Origin of the sequence: Hoylesella pleuritidis (assembly GCF_963541955.1) — a bacterium.
Lineage (GTDB): Bacteria > Bacteroidota > Bacteroidia > Bacteroidales > Bacteroidaceae > Prevotella > Prevotella pleuritidis.
Genome location: NZ_CAUTUT010000005.1, coordinates 37,193 through 61,655, shown reverse-complemented (window position 1 = coordinate 61,655; position 24,463 = coordinate 37,193). Strand labels below are relative to the sequence as shown.

Sequence of the window (24,463 nt, the reverse complement as noted above, 5' to 3'; positions counted from 1 at the left end):
AATATGATTTCAAGAAAATGTATCAGCAGCATTATACTGTTGTTTATGTCCGTATTTGCTCTTAATGCGGCAGAAAAGAATGAAAAAGTGACGGTAAAACTCAGCGTCAGCGTGGCAAAGTCGGGTGCCCCGACACTTTCGCTTAGAAAGTCTCCAGAGTGTCGAACTTATTGTCTCGCTCTCTTTACCTCAGACATTGCTTCGATGATTGGAGATGATAATATGGCAGACTATTTCAGTAATCAAAAAAAACAGAAATATACAGACGATATTAAAGATAAAAAACTTGTGGATTTCGGACTTATCGTTGTACCCGAGAAGGAATATACATTGATAAGTTTAGGCTATGACAAAGACGGTAAAGTGGGTAAAGTAGAGCGTGCTTCTTTCATTGCTCCAAGACGTCAGGGGTTTGTTTCTCCAGAAGTAGTTGGTCAGGTTATTGCACTTGGTCCGGATAGTGTAACCATCAAGTTTACTCCCAATGCAGAGGTTGCAGGATTCGCCCTTTGCGAGTTTGAAGCCGGAACGATTGAAAAGACCATAGAACAGCACGGGCATATGATGGGATTCTCGAATGCCTATGATATGATCAAGCAGTTTAGTGGAAAAGATTATACGGCTGAAAAAGTTTATACGTGGCGTGGGATGATTCCCAATACTCCCTATGAACTGTGCGTATTACCGTGGGATAAGAACGGTATCTTCCAAGAGATTACCAAGGTTCCCGTTACAACCAAGAAACTCGGTGGTAAGGGCGAGGCTTCTGTTTCTATTAAAATCGGTGAGTTCGGTGGCAGTGAGTCTACCGGTTATTTCCAAATGGTAGTTTATACTCCCAATGATCAGGCTTCGCTTCACCGTGATCTCATCATCACCGAAGAGGCGTTTAATAAACCGGATATGGGAGATAACGGCGTTATCAAGATGTTGCAGAAGGAAATTCCCAATGATCCCTATTGGAATCAATACCGTGTTGATAGGGCACAATGGAATGCGATGCCAAATACCACTTATATCGCTTGCTCGCTTGCTAAGAATGTAGATGGTAAGTGGGGTAGTTTACAGAAAGTGAAGTTTACCACACCGGCTAAAAAATAATTGTTGACAAACGATGAAAAACCTAAGAAAGTTTTTATTAGGGATATTTGTGCTAGCCTCTTTTCAGGTGGTTGCACAAACACAGATTCCTCAAATTCCTGTCGATACGGCTGTACGTATCGGTACATTGCCTAACGGATTGAAATATTATATTCGTTACAATAATTGGCCCGAGCATCGTGCCGACTTTTATATTGCACAAAAAGTAGGATCTATTCAGGAGGAAGAGAGCCAGCGTGGATTGGCCCATTTTCTTGAACATATGTGTTTCAATGGTACTGATCATTTCAAAGGAAATGAACTGATTCGGTATTGTGAAAGTTTGGGTGTAAAGTTCGGAGGCGACCTGAATGCTTACACATCAATCGATCAGACCGTTTATAACATTTCTAATGTGCCCACTACCCGTCAAAGTGCTTTAGATTCTTGTTTGTTGATTCTACACGACTGGGCTAATGCACTTACGCTTGATCCTGTTGAAATAGACAAAGAACGTGGTGTCATTCACGAAGAATGGCGTGAACGGACCAGTGCAAATTCACGTATGTTAGAGCGCAATCTTCCGACATTGTACTCGGGGTCTAAGTATGGTGCACGTTTCCCGATCGGACTAATGAGCGTTGTCGACAATTTTAAACCAAAAGAATTGCGCGACTATTATGAGAAGTGGTATCATCCATCTAATCAAGGTATCATTGTCGTAGGAGATGTAGATGTTGACCATACGGAGGCGATGATCAAGAAACTTTTTGGTTCCATTAAAAATCCCAATAATATGGCACCCGTGTTAGATGAGCCTGTACCTGATAATGAACAGCCTATTATTATTATCGATAAAGATAAAGAGCAGTCTAACAGTGTTGTCGAAGTAATGTTTAAGCACGATGCGTGGCCGGACTCGTTGAAAGGAAAGATGGATTATATCGTTGCCAATTATGTCAAAAACTTGGCTCTCGGAATGCTTAATGACAGGTTTGTTGAAGTTGCACAAAAAACGGACTATCCTTTTATCGGTGCCAGTGCTGGCGACGGTTCCTTTATCTTTGCCAAAACCAAAAATGCTTTTACCATCAGTGCTGCACCGAAAGATATAGAAAAGGCATCCATTGCTATTCAAGCAGCATTGGTAGAGGCTTATCGTGCTTCTGAGTTTGGTTTTACACAGGCGGAATACGATCGTGCCAAGGCTAATATTCTCAGCAGTCTGGATAAAGCATTCAACAGTCGTGATAAGCGTAGTAGCGCATCATTTGCCGATGATTATAAAGGCAATTTCTTATCCAACGAACCGATCCCGGCTTTCGAGGATTATTATCAGATAATGAAAGAACTCATTCCGATGATACCACTGAGTGATATTAACGGAATCCTCCCGCAGTTGCTGCCTAAGACAGATCGTAATCTCGTTATTGTCAATTTCAATAACGAGAAACCAGGTAATGTTTATCCTACTCGTGAAGCGCTGCTCGAAGCTGTTCACGCAGCCCGAAATGCGAAGCTCACTCCCTATGTGGACAATGTCAAGAACAAACCTCTGATGACTAATTTGCCGAAATCAGGGCGAATTGTCAAAGAAAAGAAGAATGATAGATTCGATTATAAGGAGCTCACGCTTTCTAATGGTGTTACAGTGATCTTGAAAAAGACAGACTTCAAGAAAGATCAGGTCAATCTTTCCGCTACGGGTTATGGCGGCAAGTCGCTTTACGGTTCGAAAGACTATGTTAATCTCGCGGTATTTGATGATATAATTGGTATCAGTGGTTTAGGCGGCTTCCCCAGTATGGAACTTCCTAAGATCTTAGCTGGAAAGATAGCCAATGCTCATCTCTCCATCGGCGATCTCTATACAGGTGTCGGAGGTTCTTCGTCGAAACGTGATGTGGAAACTATGCTCCAATTGGTACACCTTTATTTCACTGATATCACACGCGACGATAAGGCATTCAATAAACTGATAGATTCGTGGAAGATAGTTCTTAAAAACCGCAATCTTTCGCACGATGTCATTTTTAGCGATTCTTTGGCAGCTACGATTTATGGACATAATCCGCGACTCAAACCCGTTTTGATGGATGATCTGCCCCAGATCGATTATGCTCGTATCTTGAAGATTGCCCGCGAGCGCACAGCCAATGCCCGCGGATGGACATTCAGTTTCATCGGCGACTTCGACGAGCCGCAGCTACGTAAGTTGATCTGCCGTTATCTGGCATCGCTTCCCGCCAAAGGAAAGATAGAGAAAGGACATATTACCAATGCTTTCCAAAAGGGAGTAATCGACAACACTTTCCGTCGCAAGATGGAAACACCGAAAGCGATGGCTTATCTGTTCTGGCACAATACAGATTTGCCTTATACAATTGAGAATGCAGTCCGAGTGAATATGATCGGTCAGGTTCTCAGTATGGTCTATCTCAAAAAAATTCGTGAAGATGCTGGGGCTGCTTATTCGTGCGGTGCAGAAGGCAATGCTACCCTTGAAGATGGATATCACGATTATACTGTTCTTGTAACCTGTCCGATGAAGCCGGAGAAAAAGGATACGGCTCTGCAAATTATCCGCCAAGAAGCCAAAGAGATGACCCGCACCTGCGACGCGTCGATGTTAGCCAAAGTTAAAGAGTATATGCTCAAGAATGTAGACAATGCAGTGAAGACCAATGCCTATTGGAGTGGTGTTATCAATATGTATCGTAGGTATGGTATCGATCTGCACGCTCGTTACAAAGAGATTATCAAGGCACAAACTCCACAAGATTTGTGCAATTTAATGAAACAGATTCTTCAAAGTGGCAATTGCATTTCAGTTGTTATGCTGCCGCAAGAATAATTTGTAGTGGTAGGTTGGTAGGGACAGGGCGATTGTATCTGTCCCTACATTTAATTTATACACTTTCTATGTACAATAAGGTGTTTTCTTTCGTAATCTTAGATTTTTTACTATCTTTGCAGCCGCAAAATCTGTTTTTATCCTAACCATAGAAAAATGGTATATATTGGAGAAATCATCTCTTTGGGCGTAGCATTCTCGTTTACGGTGGCAGCGCTTTCCTGCGAAGTTGCTGGCAGACAGTGGGGTGGATTGGTGCTGAATGTGTGGCGAATGTTGCTGGGATGTGTGTTGTCTTGTATTTTGACGTGGGTGCTGGCAGGCTATCCATTTCCTGTTTATGCGCGGGTAGATACGTGGATGTGGCTTGCCTTGTCGGGCTTTGTTGGCTATTTCTTCGGCGATTGGTGTCTCCTGAACAGTTACCTCACCATTGGTTCGCGTTACGGACAGCTTCTTGTCACCCTGTCTCCGATGTATGCGGCCGTTTCAGCGTGGCTTTTGATGGACGAGAAGCTGGGTTGGCAGAGCTTAGTGGCAATGACTGTGACGATCGGTGGTATCGCCGTGTCAGTGCTCGGACGCGGAGAGGGCAAGCGACTGGTGCTTCAACTGCCGCTTAAAGGTGTGCTTTACGGTATTGGATCTGGGGTAGGACAGGGCTTAGGATTAGTTCTCGGAATGATGGGCATCAAAACCTACATCGCCGAAGTGCCGGCTGAATTGCTTCCTAAGATAGGGCCGCTGCTACCGTTCAGTGCCAACGCAATCCGTTGCATCACGGGTCTGATATGTTTTACGGCGTGGTTGTTGCTCAAGGGCGAGAGTCGATTGTTTGTTCACAGCGTACAAGATCGCAAGGGGATGTTGGCGATGATCATCGCTGTTATCAGCGGACCGCTTGTGGGTGTGGGTTTCTCGTTGGTTGCTGTGCAGTATACTGCGGCCGGAATTGCCAGTACACTGATGTCAATGAGTCCTATTATCATCCTGCCTCTGTCTTATTACCTGTTTCATCAGCGCCTCACCGTCAAGGGAGTTATCGGCGCTATTGTTTCTGTAATAGGCGTCTCGTTGTTCTTCTTATTATAAAGTATAGGTCTGGCGCACTATACGCGGTAAGAGGTGGTAATGCGGATACATTCTATATTCAATCCCAAAAGAAGTTTTATGAGTGAGGTCTTTCCATTTCCGCTCACTCCAACTACTTTAAGATATATAATATATATTATGATAAATTACGGTAAATCATATTCTATTGTGAAAATATATTCCTTAATTTTTCCTTTTAATTTTTAATCGGTTGTAATACTTTCGGAGGTTAGCACGAGAAATACCGAGATTAACTACTCTATCGAGATCTTCCCGTGCTCCTACATAGTCACTTAACAAATAGCGTACATCTGAACGGTTTAAAATGTAATCGATATTAGTAATATCGCGTTTGATAGCCTCTCCATAATCATATTCCGCCAATTCATACATCTTCCGTTCTTTCTCGATACCAGCTCGCGCCGCATATGCTATGGGGTTATTGGGAAATTGGTCAATAAGCTGATTAATTTGATTGAAGGCCTCTGTGTAATGATGATCTTTTTCATTAAGTAATGCTAACCCCAACTGTGCTTCAAAATTTCCGGGTACACGCTTCAAAAGATTCTCATAATCCAAGCGAGCAAAATTCAATCTCCCTAATTTCTCATTGACAAAGGCACGATAATAAAGTGCTGCAATATTATCAGGTTCTCGAAGAAGTATATAGTCGTATTCATCGCGAGCAAAACTCCATTGTTCTAACATTATATTCCACGAAGCTTTGCGTAATCGCAGATCAATGCTGTCCGGATGGTAAGCCACTCGTTCTGAGGCTGTGGCTAAGCTATCCCTCAAAACTCTGTTTGTTTGGGCTGAAAGAGGGAGCGAGAAAAATAAAAGGAAGAGTAAGGACTCACCTATAATCTTTTTCCACAAGGAGAACGAAGTTTTTATTCTATTTTCTCTTATCATAAACTTGATCTAATTTTTCCATAGGGGGAGCAACGCTGTTGAAAGGTGGAACTCACCCTAACAATTTGTTATAAACAATATTATCGAATCAGAAAGGCATATCATTATCAGGCATTGGCAGAGAGTCAGATGGAATATTGTTTCCATTCATTTTACTTCCGATAATTTCTCCGCCTGAATCAGGTGTAGAAGAATGACTGAATCCGTCCTCAGGATTCTCAAATCGGGTATATTCTCCTCGGAAAGTGAGAAGTACATCACCCGTAGCGCCTTTACGATGCTTGGCTATAATAATTTGTGCCATGCCGTGGAGATCATTTCCTTTTTCGTCTTGAAAGATATGGTAATACTCCGGACGATGCACAAAAAGCACCATATCGGCATCTTGTTCAATGGCTCCTGACTCACGGAGATCACTCAACTGCGGACGCTTGCCTTCGAGTCCTTCACGGTTTTCTACGGTTCGGTTCAGCTGTGAGAGTGCCAATATCGGGATATCCAACTCTTTAGCTAAACCTTTTAGCGATCGTGAGATTGTCGAAACCTCTTCTTGACGACTATTAAACTTCATTCCGTTGGCATTCATCAGCTGCAAGTAGTCGATCATAATCACCTTCACACCTTTCTCCCGAACCAATCGGCGTGCTTTCGTACGCAGTTCAAAGACTGACAATCCAGGCGTATCATCGATATAAAGAGGAGCTTCTTTCAACTTCTGCAAGTTCTTGTCCAACCGTTCCCATTCATCGGGCGTGAGTTGACCGCTTAACATTTTGTTACCTGCGATTTCGCAAGTATTGGATATAAGACGGTTGACCAGCTGCACGTTATTCATTTCGAGCGAGAAAAATGCAATCGGTTCATCATAATTGACGGCTACATTCTTAGCTATACTCAATGCAAATGAAGTCTTACCCATTGCTGGACGCCCTGCAATGATAACCAAATCGGAAGGTTGCCAACCTGACGTAATATCATCCAATTTGGTAAATCCCGACGCCACGCCGGTCAACCCACCGCTGCTGGCAGAAGCCTTTTGAAGAATCTCTACTGCTTGACGTACCACAGGTTCTACTTGCGTATAATCCTGTCGCATATTCTTCTGAGAGATCTCGAACAACCTACCCTCGGCGTGCTGCATCAGTTCAGCTATATCGGAAGTCTCGTCAAAAGCCTCACTCTCGATCTGGCCGGCAAACGTAATGAGCTGACGAGCCAGGAATTTCTGCGCCAAGATATTGGCGTGATACTCGATATGGGCTGACGAAGCCACGCGAGAACTCAACTCGACAATACGTGCACCTCCCCCGACATCTTCCAACGTTCCTTCGCGTTTCAGTTCCTCCGTAACCGTGAGAATATCCACTGGGCGCTCATTCATATTGAGATGGCGAATTGCTGTGAAAATTTTCTGATTCCGAGGTTCATAGAAAGTTTCGGGACGAATGATCTCACTGACAATAGAGAAAGCATCTTTGTCGATCATCAACGCACCCAACACTACGTCTTCGATTTCCAAGGCCTGCGGTTGCAGATGCCCGTATTGAGAATCGATCAGAGCCGATGATTTCTTCCTACCTTTTCCTTTATTTTCCGGCATATTTCGTATTGTAATTCTGATTATCGTACAGAATGGATAACAGACCCGGTTCTGCCGAGAATCGAGTGCAAAAATACAAAAAATATCCCGATCTTTCCACTTTATTGATTACTTTTGCATAATAAAAAGAAGCGACGATGATTACATTTCCCTGTGCTAAGATTAATTTAGGGCTAAATATCGTGGCCCGCCGCCCTGACGGTTATCACGATCTTGAAACGGTATTTTATCCCATTCCACTGTACGATGTCCTTGAAGTAAAACGAATGGATGGAGCCTTTCCGTCGGATACGTCGTGCGATCTGAAAATAACGGGCAATGTCGTCGACGGAAACGAACAAGACAATCTGGTGGTCAGAGCCTACCGATTACTGGCCCGTGACCATCAGCTCGATCGTGTGCACGTGCACTTGTACAAACGAATTCCTTCGCAGGCAGGCTTAGGAGGTGGCTCGAGCGATGCCGCCTTTATGATCCGTCTCCTCAACGAGCGTTTTCGACTGAATATCAGCAAAGCTGAAATGGAGCACTATGCCGCGATGTTGGGAGCAGACTGTGCTTTCTTCATCACTGCCGAACCCGCTTATGCAACGGGAATCGGCAATATCCTTTCGCCGGCAGAGGGACCGGCAGATCAGCTGTGTGGCCATTCACTCGTCGTTGTCAAGCCCGAGATTTCCGTTTCCACTCGCGAGGCCTATGCCGCCATCGCGCCCCAAAAGCCTGTCCGATGTTGCCGAGACATTGTCAGACAGCCCGTCGAGACGTGGAAAGACGGATTGACCAATGATTTCGAGGTCCCCGTTTTCGCCGTGCATCCTGAACTAAGGACTGTTAAAGAAGCGCTGTACCGTTCAGGAGCCGTGTATGCACAAATGAGCGGAAGTGGAAGTGCTTTTTTCGGAATTTTTCAAGGAGAAGCACCCATCGGCCTAAGAGATATCTTCAAGAATTGTTTCGTTTATTCATTTTGCCTGTAAGAGTTTTAAGGAAGGATTGCAAGAGAATCGAAAAAGAATTGCAAGAAAACTATAAGAGAACTAAGATGGATACTGTCAAGAAAAGCGGGGCGGGGATATTGACCTCCGCCCTGCAAATGTTTTTCAGTCTTGCCGAAATCTTTAGGCTTTGGATTGACTACAAGGGGCGGAAAATTAACGACCACAGGTTTTCCTCCGCCTACATGCTATACGCTGTTCATTTCTAAAGAGTAATCATCACGGACGGTGCGCGAGCAGCATCTCGAATAATCAAATATTGTGAAAAGGAAATTCTTTGTTCACGGAAACTTATACGATTCTATTAAATCCTGCTGATTTTACATAGATTCTTCGTATATTTGCACCGCCTTTTATAATTAAAGGAGTAAATACGGAAACAGATAAAATGGAATTAGCAAGTAAATACGAACCCAAAGAAGTAGAGTCGAAATGGTATCAATATTGGCTTGACAATCATCTTTTCAGCAGCAAACCTGATGGTAGAGAGCCTTACACCGTAGTAATTCCACCACCCAATGTCACCGGTGTACTGCATATGGGACATATGCTTAACAACACGATTCAGGATATCTTAGTACGTCGTGCACGAATGGAAGGAAAGAATGCGTGTTGGGTTCCGGGTACAGATCACGCTTCGATAGCCACAGAAGCAAAGGTCGTAAACAAGCTCGCACAGCAAGGTATTAAGAAGACCGACCTTGTGCGCGACGAGTTTTTGCGTCACGCGTGGGATTGGACACACGAACACGGCGGCATCATACTGCAACAACTTCGTAAGCTTGGAGCTTCTTGCGACTGGGATCGTACGGCTTTCACAATGGACAAAACGCGCTCCGAGAGTGTGATTAAGGTTTTTTGCGATCTCTACGACAAAGGATTGATTTATCGCGGCGTGCGAATGGTAAACTGGGATCCGCAAGCTCAAACGGCACTTTCTGATGAAGAGGTGGTTTATAAAGACGAACATTCTAAGCTCTATTATTTGAAATATCGGGTGGTTGAAGATCCGAAACACTATGCTATTGTGGCAACGACACGCCCGGAAACCATTATGGGCGACACTGCTATGTGTATCAATCCCAACGATCCGAAGAATACGTGGCTCAAAGGCAAGCACGTCATTGTGCCATTGGTGGGCAGAGAGATTCCCGTTATAGAAGACGAGTATGTTGATATCGAGTTCGGTACGGGGTGTTTGAAAGTTACGCCAGCCCACGACATCAATGACCATGCACTCGGTTTGAAGCATAATTTAGAAACTATTGATATTTTCAACGACAATGGAACAATTTCCGAGGCTGCCGGATTGTATGTAGGTGTGGATCGAATGGAGGTGCGCAAGCAGATCACTATCGATTTACAACAAGCTGGACTAATGGAAAAGGTAGAGGATTATAATAACAAAGTGGGCTTTTCTGAGCGTACCAACGTGCCTATTGAACCCAAATTGAGCACGCAATGGTTTTTGAATATGCAGCACTTTGCCGATATGGCTTTACCGCCCGTTATGGAAAATGAAATCCGATTCTATCCATCTAAATACAAAAATACTTATCGCCACTGGCTCGAAAACATTAAAGATTGGTGTATTTCGCGCCAACTTTGGTGGGGACATCGTATTCCGGCTTACTACTTCACGGTTGGCGGCAAGCGCGAATGTGTGGTCGCATCCTCTGTCGAAGATGCTTTGACGAAAGCAAAACAGCAAGACAGTACATTGACTTCCGCCGACTTACAACAGGATGAAGACTGTCTCGATACCTGGTTTTCATCTTGGCTATGGCCCATCTCTGTCTTCGATGGAATCAATAAACCAGATAATGAAGAAATCAATTATTATTATCCCACATCAGATTTAGTCACCGGACCGGATATTATTTTCTTCTGGGTAGCTCGAATGATTATGGCCGGTTATGAATATCGGGGCAAGATGCCATTCAAACATGTGTATTTCACAGGTATTGTGCGTGACAAACTCGGTCGGAAGATGTCTAAATCATTAGGCAACTCACCCGACCCGCTGATGCTTATCGACAAATATGGCGCCGACGGAGTGCGTATGGGAATGATGCTTTCTGCTCCGGCAGGCAATGATATACTGTTTGACGAAAGTCTTTGCGAACAAGGACGCAACTTCAATAACAAGATTTGGAATGCTTTCCGACTTGTCAAAGGCTGGCAAGTGACTGATGAAGTGCAGCCGAAAGTCAATAAAATAGCTGTAAAATGGTTTGATGCCAAATTGCGAATAGTAAATGAGGAACTCAATGATCAGTTCTCGAAATATCGTATTTCAGAGGCCTTAATGCTCGTTTATCGGCTCTTTTGGGATGAGTTTTCAAGCTGGTTCCTCGAAATGGTGAAGCCCGCCTATGGTTCGCCGATAGACTGTGAGACTTTCGATGCAACTCTTCGCTTCTTCGATGCATTGCTGAAAATGCTCCATCCGTTTATGCCTTTCATCACCGAAGAACTTTGGCAGCATCTCTATGATCGTAAAGAGGGCAACTCGATTATGCGCGAACGCTTAGAATTGCCGGCTCCGACAGAGACAGAAAGAAAACTTGTCGAAGACATTGAAGCCGTCAAACAAATTGTCGGCGGCGTACGCACCGTGCGCAACCAGAAAAACATCTCGCCCAAAAAACAACTCACATTGAATGTTGTCAATCAAAACCGCTATACCGACTACAATGAGGTCATCCTTAAAATGGCTAATTTGCAAGCTATCGAAATAGTCAAAGAGAAAGTTGTCGATGCAGCTCAATTTATGGTCGGAACGGATGAATATGCTGTACCCATAGGCAATCTGATTGATATTGAGGCCGAGCTTAACAAGCAGGAAGCCCAACTCGCTCATTTGGAAGGATTCCTTGCAGGCATTAAAAAGAAACTTTCCAATGAGAAATTCGTAGCTCACGCCCCCGAGACCGTTGTCGCTTTGGAGCGTAAGAAACAAAGCGACTCAGAAGAAAAGATTGCCGCACTGAAAGAATCAATAGCCGAACTTAAAAAGAAATAACAATGAAGAAATATCTGTTTATATTACTGAGTGCACTCTGTCTACTCTCATCTTGTCACGAAGATCCTATTGAGTCACCATTGCCGGACCGTAATGCAGCCAAGACCGTATTCGTATATATGCCTTGGACAGGAAACAGTCGTAATCTTTATGACTTTTTCCAACAAAATATCTTGGATATAAAGACAGCGATAAAAAATCAGAATGGACTCGGCGATAAGAACTTGATGATTTTTATTTCAGAAAGTTCTACTTCGGGAGTGCTGATTAAAGTAAAGTACGAAGAAGGCAAGTGTGTAGATGATACGCTCCGTCGCTATCAGAATACAGCTGCAAATAAGTTGGCATTGAACTCTTCACATTGGATCACTTATATTTTGAATCAAGTCAAATCCTATGCACCTGCTGACACTTATGCTATGATTATCGGCAGCCACGGCTACGGATGGCTTGAAGCAAAAGATTTTACAGCTGCTTCACGAAGTATTTATCTGAATGCCAAAATATCCGAATACGATGGTCCGATTACCCGAAGTACTCGGTGGTTCGGCGGCAGTGAGGCAAAGACGGACATCTCGGCGCTGGTTTCGGGCATCTCTGCCTCGGGTATCAAAAAGCTGCAATACCTAATGTTTGACGACTGTAATATGTCGAATATAGAAACGGCTTATCAGCTGAAAGAAGTTACCGGATATTTAATCGGCTGTCCCACAGAGATTATGGCATTCGGAATGCCTTACGCAAAGATATGGAAGCATTTGGCAAATATCACTCCCGATTATCAGGCTATATGTGACGAGTTCTATAACTTCTATAATAATTATGAGATAGGAGGTACTGCTTATCACTGCGGAACTATCGGCATAACTGACTGTTCACAAGTGGACAGTATCGCAAAAATAATGAAAGAAATCAACAAACAATACACTTTTAACACATCGTTAATCAATTCCATACAGGATCTCGATGGTTATGCTCCACCGATTTTTTATGACTTCGGTGACTATGTACGAAATCTCTGTACCGATGAGACATTACGTAACAAATTCCAAGCGCAACTCAGTCGCACGGTTCCTTACAAATCCAATACAGAATACTATTATTCCTCGCTGTATAGACCGGGCAAACATAAGATCAATACCTATTCAGGAATTACCATTTCTGATCTATCCACCAATTCATTAGCCACTACCGGAATGAAGAAAACGGCCTGGTGGAAAGCTACACACAAGTAATTCGATACAAATAAAGATATAAGAAGTTCACAAAATTACGATTCATAATCTTGTGAACTTCTTATTTTTCTAATCTTAAAAGAAAACGTAACTCTCTATTATGAGTCTATGAAAACATCCTAATCAAAGAGTCGTTCTCAACTTGAATATCCATCATTTCTCATTAATAATTTTTTAGCGTGTAATTAATCGTTAATCGAAAGACAACTAACGGTTAATCGCAGGATGATCAACCATCAATCACTAGGAGATTAGGTGCAAATTGAAAAGATATTTATAGAAGACTGATTGTCAATACTTTATATTACAAGAAAGAATGTGTTTTATATTATGTTTTAGTTAATCAGAAAAACCATTAGGTTCGAATCTTTTTCCCAATCTTGCCATATTGGTAATAAAACCAATAGGTATTGCCGTACGTATCACGGAGCTTAGTTTGGCGTATGGTTTTATTTCTTTCGCTGTGTTCCATATCTTGGAAATCTTGAAAATCTGCATCCATCACGCTGTCATGATAGATGATAGTGGGAGTAGAATGCAGGTGTGTATAGAGTGTTAAAGCCTCACGATAATGCTTGGGTAGAGGTCCTTTTATGTCGTAATAATGCGGAAGTGTGCGAACGAAATCATCGAGATTGCAGTCGAGCAAATAACCACACAACAGATAATCGGCGGCCGGACGCTTGGCCAAATGACGGCGATCAAGGAATTGCAGGTAATTTAATGGCGTCATTGTCTGTTTGATTCGTACACCGAGATAATGGTAAATCTTGCTCTCAGGATATATCGACAGCCGGACGTTATTTCCGTTCGGGAGAAGTGCAGACGAGCCACCGACGAGCGGATACTCAAAGAGTCGTTCGCCGAGTTGCTTCTTTCGGGACAACGCATAGATACGAATCATTGTGAGATTCGTATCTGTCTGTAATGCGTTTGCTCCTGGACTGAGTGCTGCTGTATAATCACCTTTCACCAATGCTTTCTCTGCTGCCATTCGATAATGAAATGTATCATTGCCCGAACCAACTTGTCCAACTAAAAAAAACATTATAACTAACTGAATTATATTGACCCACATCGCTTGTGAAAAGAAATCTATTGGGGGGCGATTCTTTGGGGATGTCGTTGCCCGATGTATCATCCACAAGGCTCCGCCGTGAATAATCAGTAGCAATGGAAAGAGCCACAACCAGATGCCAAAAGTAGAATGACGGTCAAGATCAGGACTGATATCTGTCAAGATCAGTAGCAAAAGTAGTGGCAGAAAATAAGTCTGGGCATACAGTAGACACGGAATACGTATCGATGTTGCTATAACCTTGTGCAACAAAAAGAGCACAAGCGTAATTAGCACAGCACCGACTATGGGATTATAGCAGGTTCGACCACCCGATAACACGTGTTGTGCGAAAATCAACTCATTTGCCTGATAACAATAAAGATAAGCTAATGAGAAAGTCAAAAAGAGGATAGCACACGTCACACGCAGTACATTTGTGCTATTCCTGCCGTGAAAGTTTTCCATCATCAGTTCTTCTTTACGACCACAGCTGATCTTGCCGGAATATAGAGTTTTAGCCACTCTTTACGCGCATCGGCATAGAGCGGGTCGTAGTTGGTGATATGTGTGACTGTGTCATCAGCCAATCCGTTTCCGCCGAAAGCCTTAGCATCAGTATTCAGCACTACATCATAAGCACCGACCGGAACTAAAAAGCCATAGTCGGTATATGAATGTGTAGGACTGAAATTGAAGACGAAAATTAAGTCGCCACGCATAAAGGCGAGGATTTGGTCGTCGTCGTTATGCCAGATTTCTTGTACGGGCGTTTTGTTAAAGCCTTTTTCACTCTTGATTACGCCGAGCATTGCTCGATCGAAATCACCGAGATAATGATAGTCTAATTCGAGATTATCTACCAAATTCCATTGTCTTCGCGCATATTTATAACTCCATCCGTTGCCTTCACGCGGAAAGTCGATCCATTCCGGATGGCCGAACTCGTTTCCCATAAAGTTGAGATAACCACCGTTAATGGCTGCCGCCGTGACAAGACGTATCATTTTGTGAAGAGCAATGCCCCGATGTACAAGCTCGTTTTCATCGCCGGTTTTGAAATGCCAATACATATCGGCATCGATCAGACGGAAAATGATGGTCTTATCACCGACAAGTGCCTGGTCGTGACTCTCGCAATAAGAAATCGTTCTTTCGTCAGCACGCCGATTCTTCATCTCCCAAAAGATTGCGCTCGGTTTCCAATCCTCGTCGGGAAGTTCTTTAATCGTCTTGATCCAGAAATCGGGAATGTTCATCGCCATACGATAATCGAACCCCATTCCGCCATCGGTAAACTTGGCGGCAAGGCCCGGTATACCGCTCACTTCTTCGGCAATAGTGATCGAATGTTTATTAACCTCGTGAATCAAAAGGTTGGCCAACGTGAGATAACAAATGGCATTATCGTCTTCGTGACCATTGAAATAGTCGCCGTAGTTGCAGAATGCCTCGCCGAGTCCGTGACTGTAATAAAGCATCGAGGTGACGCCGTCGAAGCGGAAACCATCGAAATGAAACTCCGTGAGCCAGTATTTACAATTGGATAAGAGGAAATGAACGACATCATCTTTGCCATAATCGAAACAAAGACTATCCCAAGCAGGATGCACACGGCGATCGCCGGAATAGAAGTATTGATGGGGATCGCCGGCAAGATTGCCCAAACCTTCTACTTCATTTTTTACAGCGTGCGAGTGGACAATATCCATTATGACGGCAATACCCTGTTGATGAGCTGCATCAATGAGTGCTTTCAACTCTTCGGGAGTTCCGAATCGAGACGAGGCAGCAAAGAAAGAGCTAACGTGATAACCGAAGCTGCCATAATAAGGATGCTCCTGAACGGCCATAATCTGAATGCAATTATAGCCGTCTTTCACGATACGCGGCAACACATTGTCTTTAAATTCGATGTAGGATCCTACTTTTTCAGCATCCTGCCCCATCCCGATGTGGCACTCGTAAATAAGTAACGGAGATGTGGTAGGATTAAAGTGCTGCTTTTTCCATTTGTAAGGCTCAGGATTCCAAACCTGTGCTGAGAAGATTTTTGTCTCCTCATCCTGAACTACTCGACGACACCATGCAGGGATTCGTTCACCTTCTCCACCATTCCAATGCACTCGCATTTTGTACAGATCGCCGTGCTTTATTGCCTTCTCAGACAATTTCAATTCCCAATTTCCCGTTCCCTCAATGCGTTTCGCACGATATTTCACCGTTTCACTCCAATCATTGAAGTCACCCACCAGATAGAGTTCTGTGGCGTTTGGTGCCCACTCACGGAATACCCATCCCCGAGTTGTCTTATGAAGTCCATAATACTCGTGTCCGTTGGCAAAGTCACTCAGCGTTTTTTTACCGTTTTTCGTAAGTTGATTCAGTTTCCACAGTGCGTGATCATGACGTCCACGGATGGCCTCTTCATAAGGCTCGAGATAAGTATCATTTCTTACTAACCCTATATGTTTCTGCTTTGTTGCCATAATTATGCCTTTACTTTGAAGATTGCCTTATGAAGTTCGTTTTCCTGCGATATACAAGGTGCGTGCCCCTCTTGTGGGAAAAAGATAGTGAACATTCCTGGATGGGTTGTCAAATAAGTGTGTGCAGAAATACCGGGATATACAGAATAGTCGTCTTCGGCGTGATACACAGCTTCCGGAAGTGCATCAGCAGGCGTATAACCGAACGTTTCATCGGCATTGAAGCAGAGGGCAATGTCAATCATCCGACGATGAGACTCAAGCACAGCCGCTGTTTTTGCTTTTCCATTGAATTTCGCAATGTTGACAAACAGATCATCACCTTGGATGGGATGTTTTCCTAATGACATCTGTCTGATATCATTCGATCGGATAAATGTAATGACATCTCTGAACAAAGGATTCAAAGAAACGTATCTTTCAAAATTGTCTAACGTGTCAATAATCATAATATGATTGTTTTTAGTCTGTAAATCGTCTGCCGGAATCATAATGTCCGCGGGCTGTAATCTTTCCGTTACGGTCTTTCTCAATAAACTTTCCGTCGCGGCGGTCATTGATATAAGTACCCTCGAAACGGTTTCCGTTTTTGTCCTCTTCAATAGCCGGCCCGTTACGCTTACCCTTTTTATATTGTCCTTTGAATTTTGAACCGTCGGAATAGCGGATAATCACTTCGCCGTCAATTGATCCTTTGACAAAGGTTCCTTCAATAACGTCGCCTTTTTTCAGTGTCCATCGACCAGTTCCCCATTGCATATCGTTTTTCCACTGACCTCGATACACATCGCCGTTTTTCAAGACCAGGGTACCCTGTCCATTCTTATCACCATCCTTGAAATGGCCTGTATAACGATCACCATTAGCATATTTAAAGATTCCTTCACCCGTTCGTTCGCCTTGGATGTAATCGCCCTCATATACATCACCGTTCTGAAACTTATAGATACCTCTTCCATTCTGGATATCCGATTGCCATTCGCCTATATATACATCGCCGTCAGCATAATGATTGGTTCCTTTTCCCGATCGTTGGTTATTGGCCCACATTCCATCGTATGTTGTTCCGTCTCCCCAATCAAAGAATCCTCGGCCCGATTTCAGATCATCTTTCCACTCTCCATTATAATAAGCGCCGTTGGAATAAATATATTTTCCCTTTCCCTGACGTTTATCTTGATACCAATTTCCTTCGTATCTATCACCATTATAATAATACATAATGCCGTGTCCTTGTTGATAATCGCGGAACCAGAGACCAACATATTTGTTATTATTTGAAAAATAAAATGTGCCCCGGCCGTGTTGCTGATCTTGGAACCACTGTCCTTCATACTTTTCACCGTCAGAAAACGTATAGATTCCATAACCTTGCCTACGTCCTTTTACATATTCACCCTCGTAAGTATCACCGTTTTTATAGAGCACACTACCCTTTCCTTCCGGTTTTCCGCTTACCATTTCACCTTTATATTGGCCTCCGTCTTTTGTTATACACGAACCTAACGTAATCTTTTGGGCACAAACGGCGACCGGAATCAATAGCATCAATAAAACGAATATCTTATTTTTCACTGTTCAGAGTTGTTTTTTGTTCACCCCCAAAAGTAGTAAAAAATCTGCGACAGACCAAGAAGTATTAGTAAAATTTAGTATCTTTGCCCATATAATTGCATAAAATATGGAATTTATAGGAATCATTCCCGCCCGCTATGCTTCATCTCGCTTTCCCGGGAAACCCTTGGCCGTGCTCGGAGGAAAGCCTGTTATACAAAGAGTTTACGAGCAAGTGGCAGCTATTTTGAATACGGTTTATGTTGCTACTGACGACGAACGGATTTACAACACCGCGATTGCGTTCGGCGGACAGGCCGTAATGACTTCTCCCGACCATAAAAGCGGGACAGACCGAATAGCGGAAGCAGTCAGAAAGATAAACGGTAACTACGATGTTATCATCAATATTCAGGGAGATGAGCCCTTTATACAATCATCGCAGATAGAAACGCTTTGCGAATGCTTTGAGGATTCCGGTACACAGATTGCAACGCTCGGCAAGCCGTTTACTTCACTCGAAGCCCTACAGAATACGAATTCTCCGAAAATTATTCTCGACAATCGGGGCTATGCTATGTATTTCTCACGTTCTGTAATCCCGTTTATTCGCGGCGCAGAATCGGCCGATTGGCTTGCCCGATATCCATTCTTAAAACACATCGGCATTTATGCTTATCGGGTATCTGTGCTTGCCGAGATCACCAACTTACCCCAATCATCCTTAGAATTAGCCGAGAGTCTTGAACAATTGCGTTGGCTTCAAAACGGATATAAGATTAAGGTGGGGCTGACTGATGTCGAAACAATCGGTATTGATACACCTGCCGATTTGCAACGAGCCGAAGATTTTATTAAAAGATAACCCAAACCAAGAAATCATCACTTTACTCGTACTTCTCAATTAACGTGAGTTCGACAAACAATCGACACTCCAGTCACCGTATTTCTAAGTATCAGAAACCGGTATTTATGGCGTAAGGGCAGTAACATTTTTCGTAACTCCGTTGCGATTTTGGCACTTGTTCTGAAAAGAGGTTTTGTCTACCTCACACTCAAATTAAGATATGCAGCATTACATTTTCAAAATAGGATGTTCCCCAGGAAAAACGCATTATGAAACTGTCTGGTTCAATCTTTTCTAGATACCCTGATAAATATGATGTCATATTCAAGCAAAAGTGACGTCATATTCAAACAGATATGACGTCATTTTCTTTATTTTGTCCTGCGATATTGAATCAGCGTATTTATTTAATGCGTTTTTCCTGGGATGTTCCTATAAATGATCCTGACTCTTAAAAACAACAGTTTATTCATAAATCTCATCTATCTCAAATCCATTTATTTCACTATCTTCTTTTTCACAAGGATTAAACCCTTGGGGAATTCCAAACAATGTATTAGAAGTATATGGCAATCGTTTGTCGGCATAAACCAGTTTCATATAATATGCCCAAATAGGTAAGGCCATTGTTGCACCTTGTCCCATCCGCATCGAGTCGAAATGAATGTCGCGGTCTTCGCCGCCCACCCAACAGCCGCTAACTAACTGAGGTGTGAATCCGACAAACCACGCATCGGCATTCCGATTCGTCGTTCCGGTTTTCCCGCCGATTTCACCTTCAATATGATATTTAAAGCGAAGGCGCTTAGCCGTTCCCTCATCGACAACAGCCATCAGTTCGATGAGCATTTTATTAGCACTTGCCTCGCTGATAACCTCGTTCATACGGGGCTGAAAAGAAGTGATGACATTACCCTCGTTATCTTCGATTCGCGAGACGAACATCGGGGCGCAACGGATACCGTGATTAGCAAACGTGGTGTAAGCACTCACCATCTCAGCCACAGACACTTCGCAAGGGCCAAGACAAAGCGCCATCGAAGGATGAATGTCGGGGGTGCTGATACCGAAGTCGTGCAACATCTGAACAAACTGGCTGGGATTTAGCTTGCTCATCAGATAGGCCGATATCCAATTGTTCGACTGCGCCAGTCCCCATTTCAGGGTAACCATCTGCCCATAACGACTATGGCTGGAATTGCGCGGCGTCCAACTCTTACCTGCTACCAAGTAAGACTGCTGCACGTTAGGCGCCTTGTCGCAAGGTGAGAATCCGTTTTCCATCGCTAACGAATAGAGAAACGGTTTGATAGTCGAGCCGATCTGTCGTCGGCCTTCCATCACCATATCGTACTGAAAATGTGAAAAGTCGATGCCACCGACATAGGCTTTCACTTGCCCCGTAACGGGTTCCATACTCATAAAGCCCGAACGCAGGAACGACTTGTAATAACGAATGCTATCCATCGGCGTCATTATGGTGTCGATGTCTCCGTGATAGGTAAAGACAGACATCTCAGTGGGTGTGCGGAACGACTGGCGGATCTCGGCCTCAGATGTTCCTGCCTCTTTCAGTACGCGATAACGCTCACTCTGCCGCATCGATCGGTCCATAATTGCACGTACCTGCTGTCGAGTCAATTGATCAGTGAAAGGCGCATTGGGCTTTCTCCGGTTTTCTTTCGTAAATTCGGGTTGCAAGAATTTAGCTACGTGGCGATAGACAGCTTCTTCGGCATAGCGCTGCATTCGCGAGTCGATGGTGGTATAAACTTTCAGTCCGTCGGTGTAAAGATTATACGGATCGCCGTTTTTCTTGAAATTTTTATTGCACCAGCCACACAACGGGTCTGTGGTCCAAGCAATAGAATCGATAACATATTGTCGTTTGTTCCAGACAGGATAATCAGATCGATTGGGGCGCTTCATCATCATATAGCGGCGCAGAAATTCGCGAAAGAACGTGGCAATACCATCCTTATGATCAGTACGATGAAAGTCCAAAGCCAAAGGTTGTGCACTGTATTTGCGATATTCAGTATCGGTAAGATATCCGGCTTTTACCATCTGTGCCAGAACAACATTTCGACGCTCAACACACCTTGCGGGATAACGCACGGGATTGAAAAGCGAGGGGTTTTTGCACAGACCAATCAATGTAGCCGACTCTGTTACAGACAAATCTTTGGGTTCTTTATTAAAATAAGTATTAGCTGCCGTCTTGATACCGACGGCATTATGCAAAAAGTCAAAGTAATTGAGATAAAGCGCAATGATCTCCTCTTTCGTATAATTACGCTCCAATTTTACAGCAATTATCCATTCGATAGGTTTCTGAAAGAGGCGCTCGGTAGTAGAATGCACAGTTGCCGAATACAATTGTTTTGCTAATTGTTGGGTAATGGTACTGCCCCCACCGGCACTTGCCTGTCCCATCAGTCCGCGCTTGACAATAGCTCGGCCAATGGCAATGAAATCCACGCCCGAATGTTCATAGAAACGGGCATCTTCTGTGGCCACTAACGCGTGAACAAGATGAGGAGACAGTTGAAAATAAGGGATGCAGATGCGATTCTCACGATTGAAATTCCACGTGCCCATCACAGCTCCGTCGGCCGAATAAACCTGTGTGGCAAAACGATCTATCGGATTCTGCAAGTCCTCAACTGGCGGCATATAACCTATCCAGCCAAACCAAATAGCTGTGAAAGCAGCTACGGTTAGCAATACTACCATACTGAGTGTGCCCCACAGAAAATGTATGAAAGCTTTCCTCATTTCTGTTACGTAATAATAAATTTGTGTGCAAAAGTACAACTTTTCTTCCTAAATCACTATCTGATTCAAAAATTATATGTATCTTAGCACCCGAAATAAACAACTCCACTGACCCAAAATAACTCATCAAGCAGATGGAAAAACATAATTTTGTGACGATCGCAGACTTATCAAAAGAACAGATTCTATACCTGATCCAGATGGCACAGGCATTTGAAAAGTATCCCAATCGGGAGCTTATGAAAGGTAAGATTGTGGCCACACTGTTCTTTGAACCGTCTACACGAACGAGATTGAGTTTTGAGACAGCTGCCAATCGGTTAGGTGCCAAGGTGATAGGCTTTACTGATGCAAAGGCTTCAAGCGTAAGCAAAGGCGAGACGCTGAAAGACACAATTCTGATGGTGGCTAACTATGCGGATGTCATCGTGATGCGACATTACATCGAGGGAGCGGCACAATATGCCTGTGAAGTGGCTCCGGTACCCATTGTTAATGCCGGTGACGGTGCTCATATGCACCCATCTCAGTGCCTGCTCGATCTATATTCTATTTATAAAACGCAGGGAACGCTCGACAATCTGAACATCTATTTGGTGGGAGACTTAAAATACGGACGCACTGTTCACTCGCTGATTACAGCGATGCGACATTTTAATCCGACATTTCATTTCGTTGCACCGAAAGAATTGTCAATGCCGAATGAATACAAACTTTATTGCAAGGAGAATGGCATTCGCTTCCAAGAGCATACTGCTTTCAATGACAAAGTGATCGCAGATGCTGATATTCTTTATATGACTCGCGTACAAAAGGAGCGATTCTCGGATTTAATGGAATATGAGCGTGTGAAGAATACCTATATATTAAAGTGTGAGATGTTACATCTCGCTAAGCCCAATATGAAGATTCTTCATCCGCTTCCGCGTGTAAATGAGATCTCTTATGACGTGGACGATAATCCGCACGCATATTATATCCAACAGGCGCAGAATGGACTCTATGCTCGCGAAGCAATATTCAGCTATGTGTTAGGAATCACTCTGGACGATGTTTTGACTGATACAACCATCATCGTATAGATTATTCGCAAAACAAGTAAAAACAGAAGGAAGATGAACAAGAAGGAAAGATTAGTCGCAGCTATCGAAAACGGCACGGTGATCGACCATATTCCCGCAGAGAAGACCTACCAAGTAGCATTGCTTTTAGGGCTTTTCAATCTTACGACTCCTGTGACAATCGGAAACAATTATCTGTCAAAAAAAATCGGTAAGAAGGGCATTATCAAAGTATCGGATAAGTTTTTTACAGATGAGGAAATTTCTCGTTTGTCAGTGGTTGCTCCCAAGATCGTTCTCAATATCATACGAGATTACGAGGTGGTAGAGAAAAAAACAGTAGATACGCCTGATGAGTTGCGCAATATTGTTAAGTGTAACAACCCGAAATGCATCACCAATAATGAGCCGATGCAGACTATCTTTAATGTTGTCGATAAGGATTCGGGAATTTTGAAATGCCATTACTGCGACAAAGAACAAGACATTGATAAGGTAGAACTTTGTTAAATTCATAATAACCAAACCTAAACTAACAACAATCTTAAATTATGAAAAGAGATCAAGAGATTTTCGATTTAATCGAAAAAGAACACCAGCGTCAGCTGAAAGGAATTGAACTGATTGCGTCTGAAAACTTTGTCAGCGACGAAGTGATGGAAGCAATGGGGTCTTACCTCACAAACAAATACGCAGAAGGACTTCCTGGCAAGCGTTATTATGGCGGATGTGAGGTTGTAGACGTTGTTGAAGATTTAGCGCGCGAGCGTGTAAAGAAGCTCTTCGGAGCTGAGTTTGCTAACGTGCAACCCCACTCCGGAGCGCAAGCCAATGCTGCCGTATTGCTTGCTTGTCTTAAACCCGGTGATACATTTATGGGTTTGAATCTTGCCCACGGTGGTCACCTCTCTCACGGAAGCTTAGTCAACACCTCTGGAATCTTGTATAATCCCATCGGTTACAACCTAAAAAAGGAAACCGGACGCGTCGATTATGACGAGATGGAGCAACTCGCTCTCGAGCACAAGCCCAAACTGATCATCGGTGGCGGATCCGCTTACAGTCGGGAATGGGACTATAAACGTATGCGCGAGATTGCCGACAAAGTGGGTGCATTGCTGATGGTAGATATGGCACATCCTGCCGGACTGATTGCAGCCGAATTGCTTGAGAATCCTGTAAGATATGCACATATCGTGACATCTACCACACACAAAACCCTCCGTGGCCCACGCGGTGGCATCATTTTGATGGGTAAAGACTTTGAAAACCCGTGGGGACTCAAAACTCCAAAGGGCGAAGTGAAGATGATGAGCCAGCTGATCAACAGCGCCGTGTTCCCCGGTCAACAAGGCGGTCCACTCGAACACGTTATCGCAGCCAAAGCCGTTGCATTCCAAGAGGCATTGCAACCAGAGTTTAAAGACTGGGCAAAGCAAGTACAGAAAAACGCAAAAGTACTGGCAGAAGAGCTCGTCAAGCGTGGATTCAGTATTGTGAGCGGCGGTACAGATAATCATTCGATGCTTGTAGACCTACGTACCAAATATCCTGAACTCACCGGTAAGGTAGCAGAAAAGGCCTTAGTTGCAGCTGACATTACAGTGAACAAGAATATGGTTCCATTCGATACGCGTAGCGCTTTCCAAACAAGTGGCATCCGTCTCGGTACGGCAGCTATCACCACGCGCGGCGCCAAGGAAGATCTGATGGGGCTGATCGCCGAACTCATTGAAGAAGTGCTCAACGCTCCCGAAGACGAAGCTGTCATCACGAAAGTTCGTACCAAGGTCAATGAGACAATGAGAGACTATCCGCTTTTTGCCTACTAAATTATTAACAAATTAAAAAGAAGAATGGGTATTGGATGATACGACA

General features: G+C 43.7%; 17 protein-coding genes. 10 read left to right on the top strand and 7 right to left on the bottom strand.

Going from position 1 to position 24,463, the window contains the following annotated elements; translation table 11 throughout:
* The first annotated feature begins 3 nt into the window (after positions 1–3).
* From RWY97_RS03225 to RWY97_RS03215, 3 genes are all read left to right on the top strand, one after another.
* On the top strand, positions 4–1,101 hold the full coding sequence (locus RWY97_RS03225; RefSeq protein ID WP_315565498.1) for a hypothetical protein: 1,098 nt from the start codon (positions 4–6) through the stop codon (positions 1,099–1,101).
* Between the two features lie 13 nt (positions 1,102–1,114).
* Positions 1,115–3,934: a M16 family metallopeptidase gene (locus RWY97_RS03220; protein WP_315565497.1), complete on the top strand. Its 2,820-nt coding sequence runs from the start codon at positions 1,115–1,117 to the stop codon at positions 3,932–3,934.
* 156 nt (positions 3,935–4,090) lie between these two features.
* On the top strand, positions 4,091–5,026 hold the full coding sequence (locus RWY97_RS03215) for a DMT family transporter (protein WP_315565496.1): 936 nt from the start codon (positions 4,091–4,093) through the stop codon (positions 5,024–5,026).
* A 183-nt stretch (positions 5,027–5,209) separates the two neighbouring features.
* On the opposite strand, the gene RWY97_RS03210 is transcribed toward RWY97_RS03215, so the two are convergent.
* Both RWY97_RS03210 and dnaB read right to left on the bottom strand, forming a co-directional pair.
* Positions 5,210–5,824 (bottom strand): tetratricopeptide repeat protein, encoded by a 615-nt coding sequence (locus tag RWY97_RS03210; protein ID WP_021584327.1) that lies wholly within the window; start codon positions 5,822–5,824, stop codon positions 5,210–5,212.
* 205 nt (positions 5,825–6,029) lie between these two features.
* Positions 6,030–7,541, bottom strand: a complete 1,512-nt coding sequence (gene dnaB, locus RWY97_RS03205; protein ID WP_021584261.1) for a replicative DNA helicase — start codon at positions 7,539–7,541, stop codon at positions 6,030–6,032.
* 137 nt (positions 7,542–7,678) lie between these two features.
* Here dnaB and ispE point away from each other — a divergent pair, with 137 nt between their 5' ends.
* The 3 genes from ispE (at position 7,679) to RWY97_RS03190 (ending at position 12,799) form a co-directional block, all read left to right on the top strand.
* Entirely contained in the window at positions 7,679–8,521 is an 843-nt protein-coding gene (gene ispE, locus RWY97_RS03200; protein ID WP_315565493.1) for a 4-(cytidine 5'-diphospho)-2-C-methyl-D-erythritol kinase, read from the top strand.
* A gap of 406 nt (positions 8,522–8,927) precedes the next feature.
* Positions 8,928–11,564 (top strand): valine--tRNA ligase, encoded by a 2,637-nt coding sequence (locus tag RWY97_RS03195; protein WP_315565492.1) that lies wholly within the window; start codon positions 8,928–8,930, stop codon positions 11,562–11,564.
* 2 nt (positions 11,565–11,566) lie between these two features.
* Entirely contained in the window at positions 11,567–12,799 is a 1,233-nt protein-coding gene (locus tag RWY97_RS03190) for a clostripain-related cysteine peptidase (protein WP_315565490.1), read from the top strand.
* A 355-nt stretch (positions 12,800–13,154) separates the two neighbouring features.
* On the opposite strand, the gene RWY97_RS03185 is transcribed toward RWY97_RS03190, so the two are convergent.
* Genes RWY97_RS03185 through RWY97_RS03170 form a run of 4 tightly spaced genes read right to left on the bottom strand, consistent with a single transcriptional unit; the run spans position 13,155 to position 17,893 of the window.
* Positions 13,155–14,381 carry a DUF6057 family protein gene (locus tag RWY97_RS03185; protein ID WP_315565489.1) on the bottom strand — a complete coding sequence of 409 codons (1,227 nt, stop codon included), beginning with the start codon at positions 14,379–14,381 and terminating at the stop codon, positions 13,155–13,157.
* Positions 14,327–16,345 carry an alpha amylase C-terminal domain-containing protein gene (locus tag RWY97_RS03180; protein ID WP_315565487.1) on the bottom strand — a complete coding sequence of 673 codons (2,019 nt, stop codon included), beginning with the start codon at positions 16,343–16,345 and terminating at the stop codon, positions 14,327–14,329. The genes RWY97_RS03185 and RWY97_RS03180 overlap by 55 nt, the downstream gene beginning before the upstream one ends.
* A 2-nt stretch (positions 16,346–16,347) precedes the next feature.
* Positions 16,348–16,794: a NanQ anomerase/TabA/YiaL family protein gene (locus RWY97_RS03175; protein ID WP_315565486.1), complete on the bottom strand. Its 447-nt coding sequence runs from the start codon at positions 16,792–16,794 to the stop codon at positions 16,348–16,350.
* Between the two features lie 13 nt (positions 16,795–16,807).
* Positions 16,808–17,893, bottom strand: a complete 1,086-nt coding sequence (locus RWY97_RS03170; RefSeq protein ID WP_273177076.1) for an MORN repeat-containing protein — start codon at positions 17,891–17,893, stop codon at positions 16,808–16,810.
* A gap of 133 nt (positions 17,894–18,026) precedes the next feature.
* Between RWY97_RS03170 and kdsB the strand changes: the two genes are divergently transcribed.
* On the top strand, positions 18,027–18,764 hold the full coding sequence (gene kdsB, locus RWY97_RS03165; protein ID WP_021584253.1) for a 3-deoxy-manno-octulosonate cytidylyltransferase: 738 nt from the start codon (positions 18,027–18,029) through the stop codon (positions 18,762–18,764).
* A 447-nt stretch (positions 18,765–19,211) separates the two neighbouring features.
* Here the strand turns inward: kdsB and RWY97_RS03160 are convergent, their stop codons facing one another.
* Positions 19,212–21,524, bottom strand: a complete 2,313-nt coding sequence (locus RWY97_RS03160; protein WP_315565485.1) for a transglycosylase domain-containing protein — start codon at positions 21,522–21,524, stop codon at positions 19,212–19,214.
* A gap of 134 nt (positions 21,525–21,658) precedes the next feature.
* On the opposite strand from RWY97_RS03160, the gene pyrB reads away from it, so the two are divergent.
* Genes pyrB through glyA form a run of 3 tightly spaced genes read left to right on the top strand, consistent with a single transcriptional unit; the run spans position 21,659 to position 24,417 of the window.
* The gene (gene pyrB / locus RWY97_RS03155) at positions 21,659–22,606 is read left to right on the top strand and encodes an aspartate carbamoyltransferase (protein ID WP_273178057.1); all 948 of its coding nucleotides are present in this window, start codon (positions 21,659–21,661) and stop codon (positions 22,604–22,606) included.
* Positions 22,607–22,639: 33 nt separating this feature from the next.
* Complete coding sequence (locus tag RWY97_RS03150; protein ID WP_273178055.1) at positions 22,640–23,095, top strand: aspartate carbamoyltransferase regulatory subunit; 456 nt, start codon at positions 22,640–22,642, stop codon at positions 23,093–23,095.
* Positions 23,096–23,136: 41 nt separating this feature from the next.
* Positions 23,137–24,417 carry a serine hydroxymethyltransferase gene (gene glyA / locus RWY97_RS03145; protein WP_315565484.1) on the top strand — a complete coding sequence of 427 codons (1,281 nt, stop codon included), beginning with the start codon at positions 23,137–23,139 and terminating at the stop codon, positions 24,415–24,417.
* Positions 24,418–24,463 lie beyond the last annotated feature (46 nt).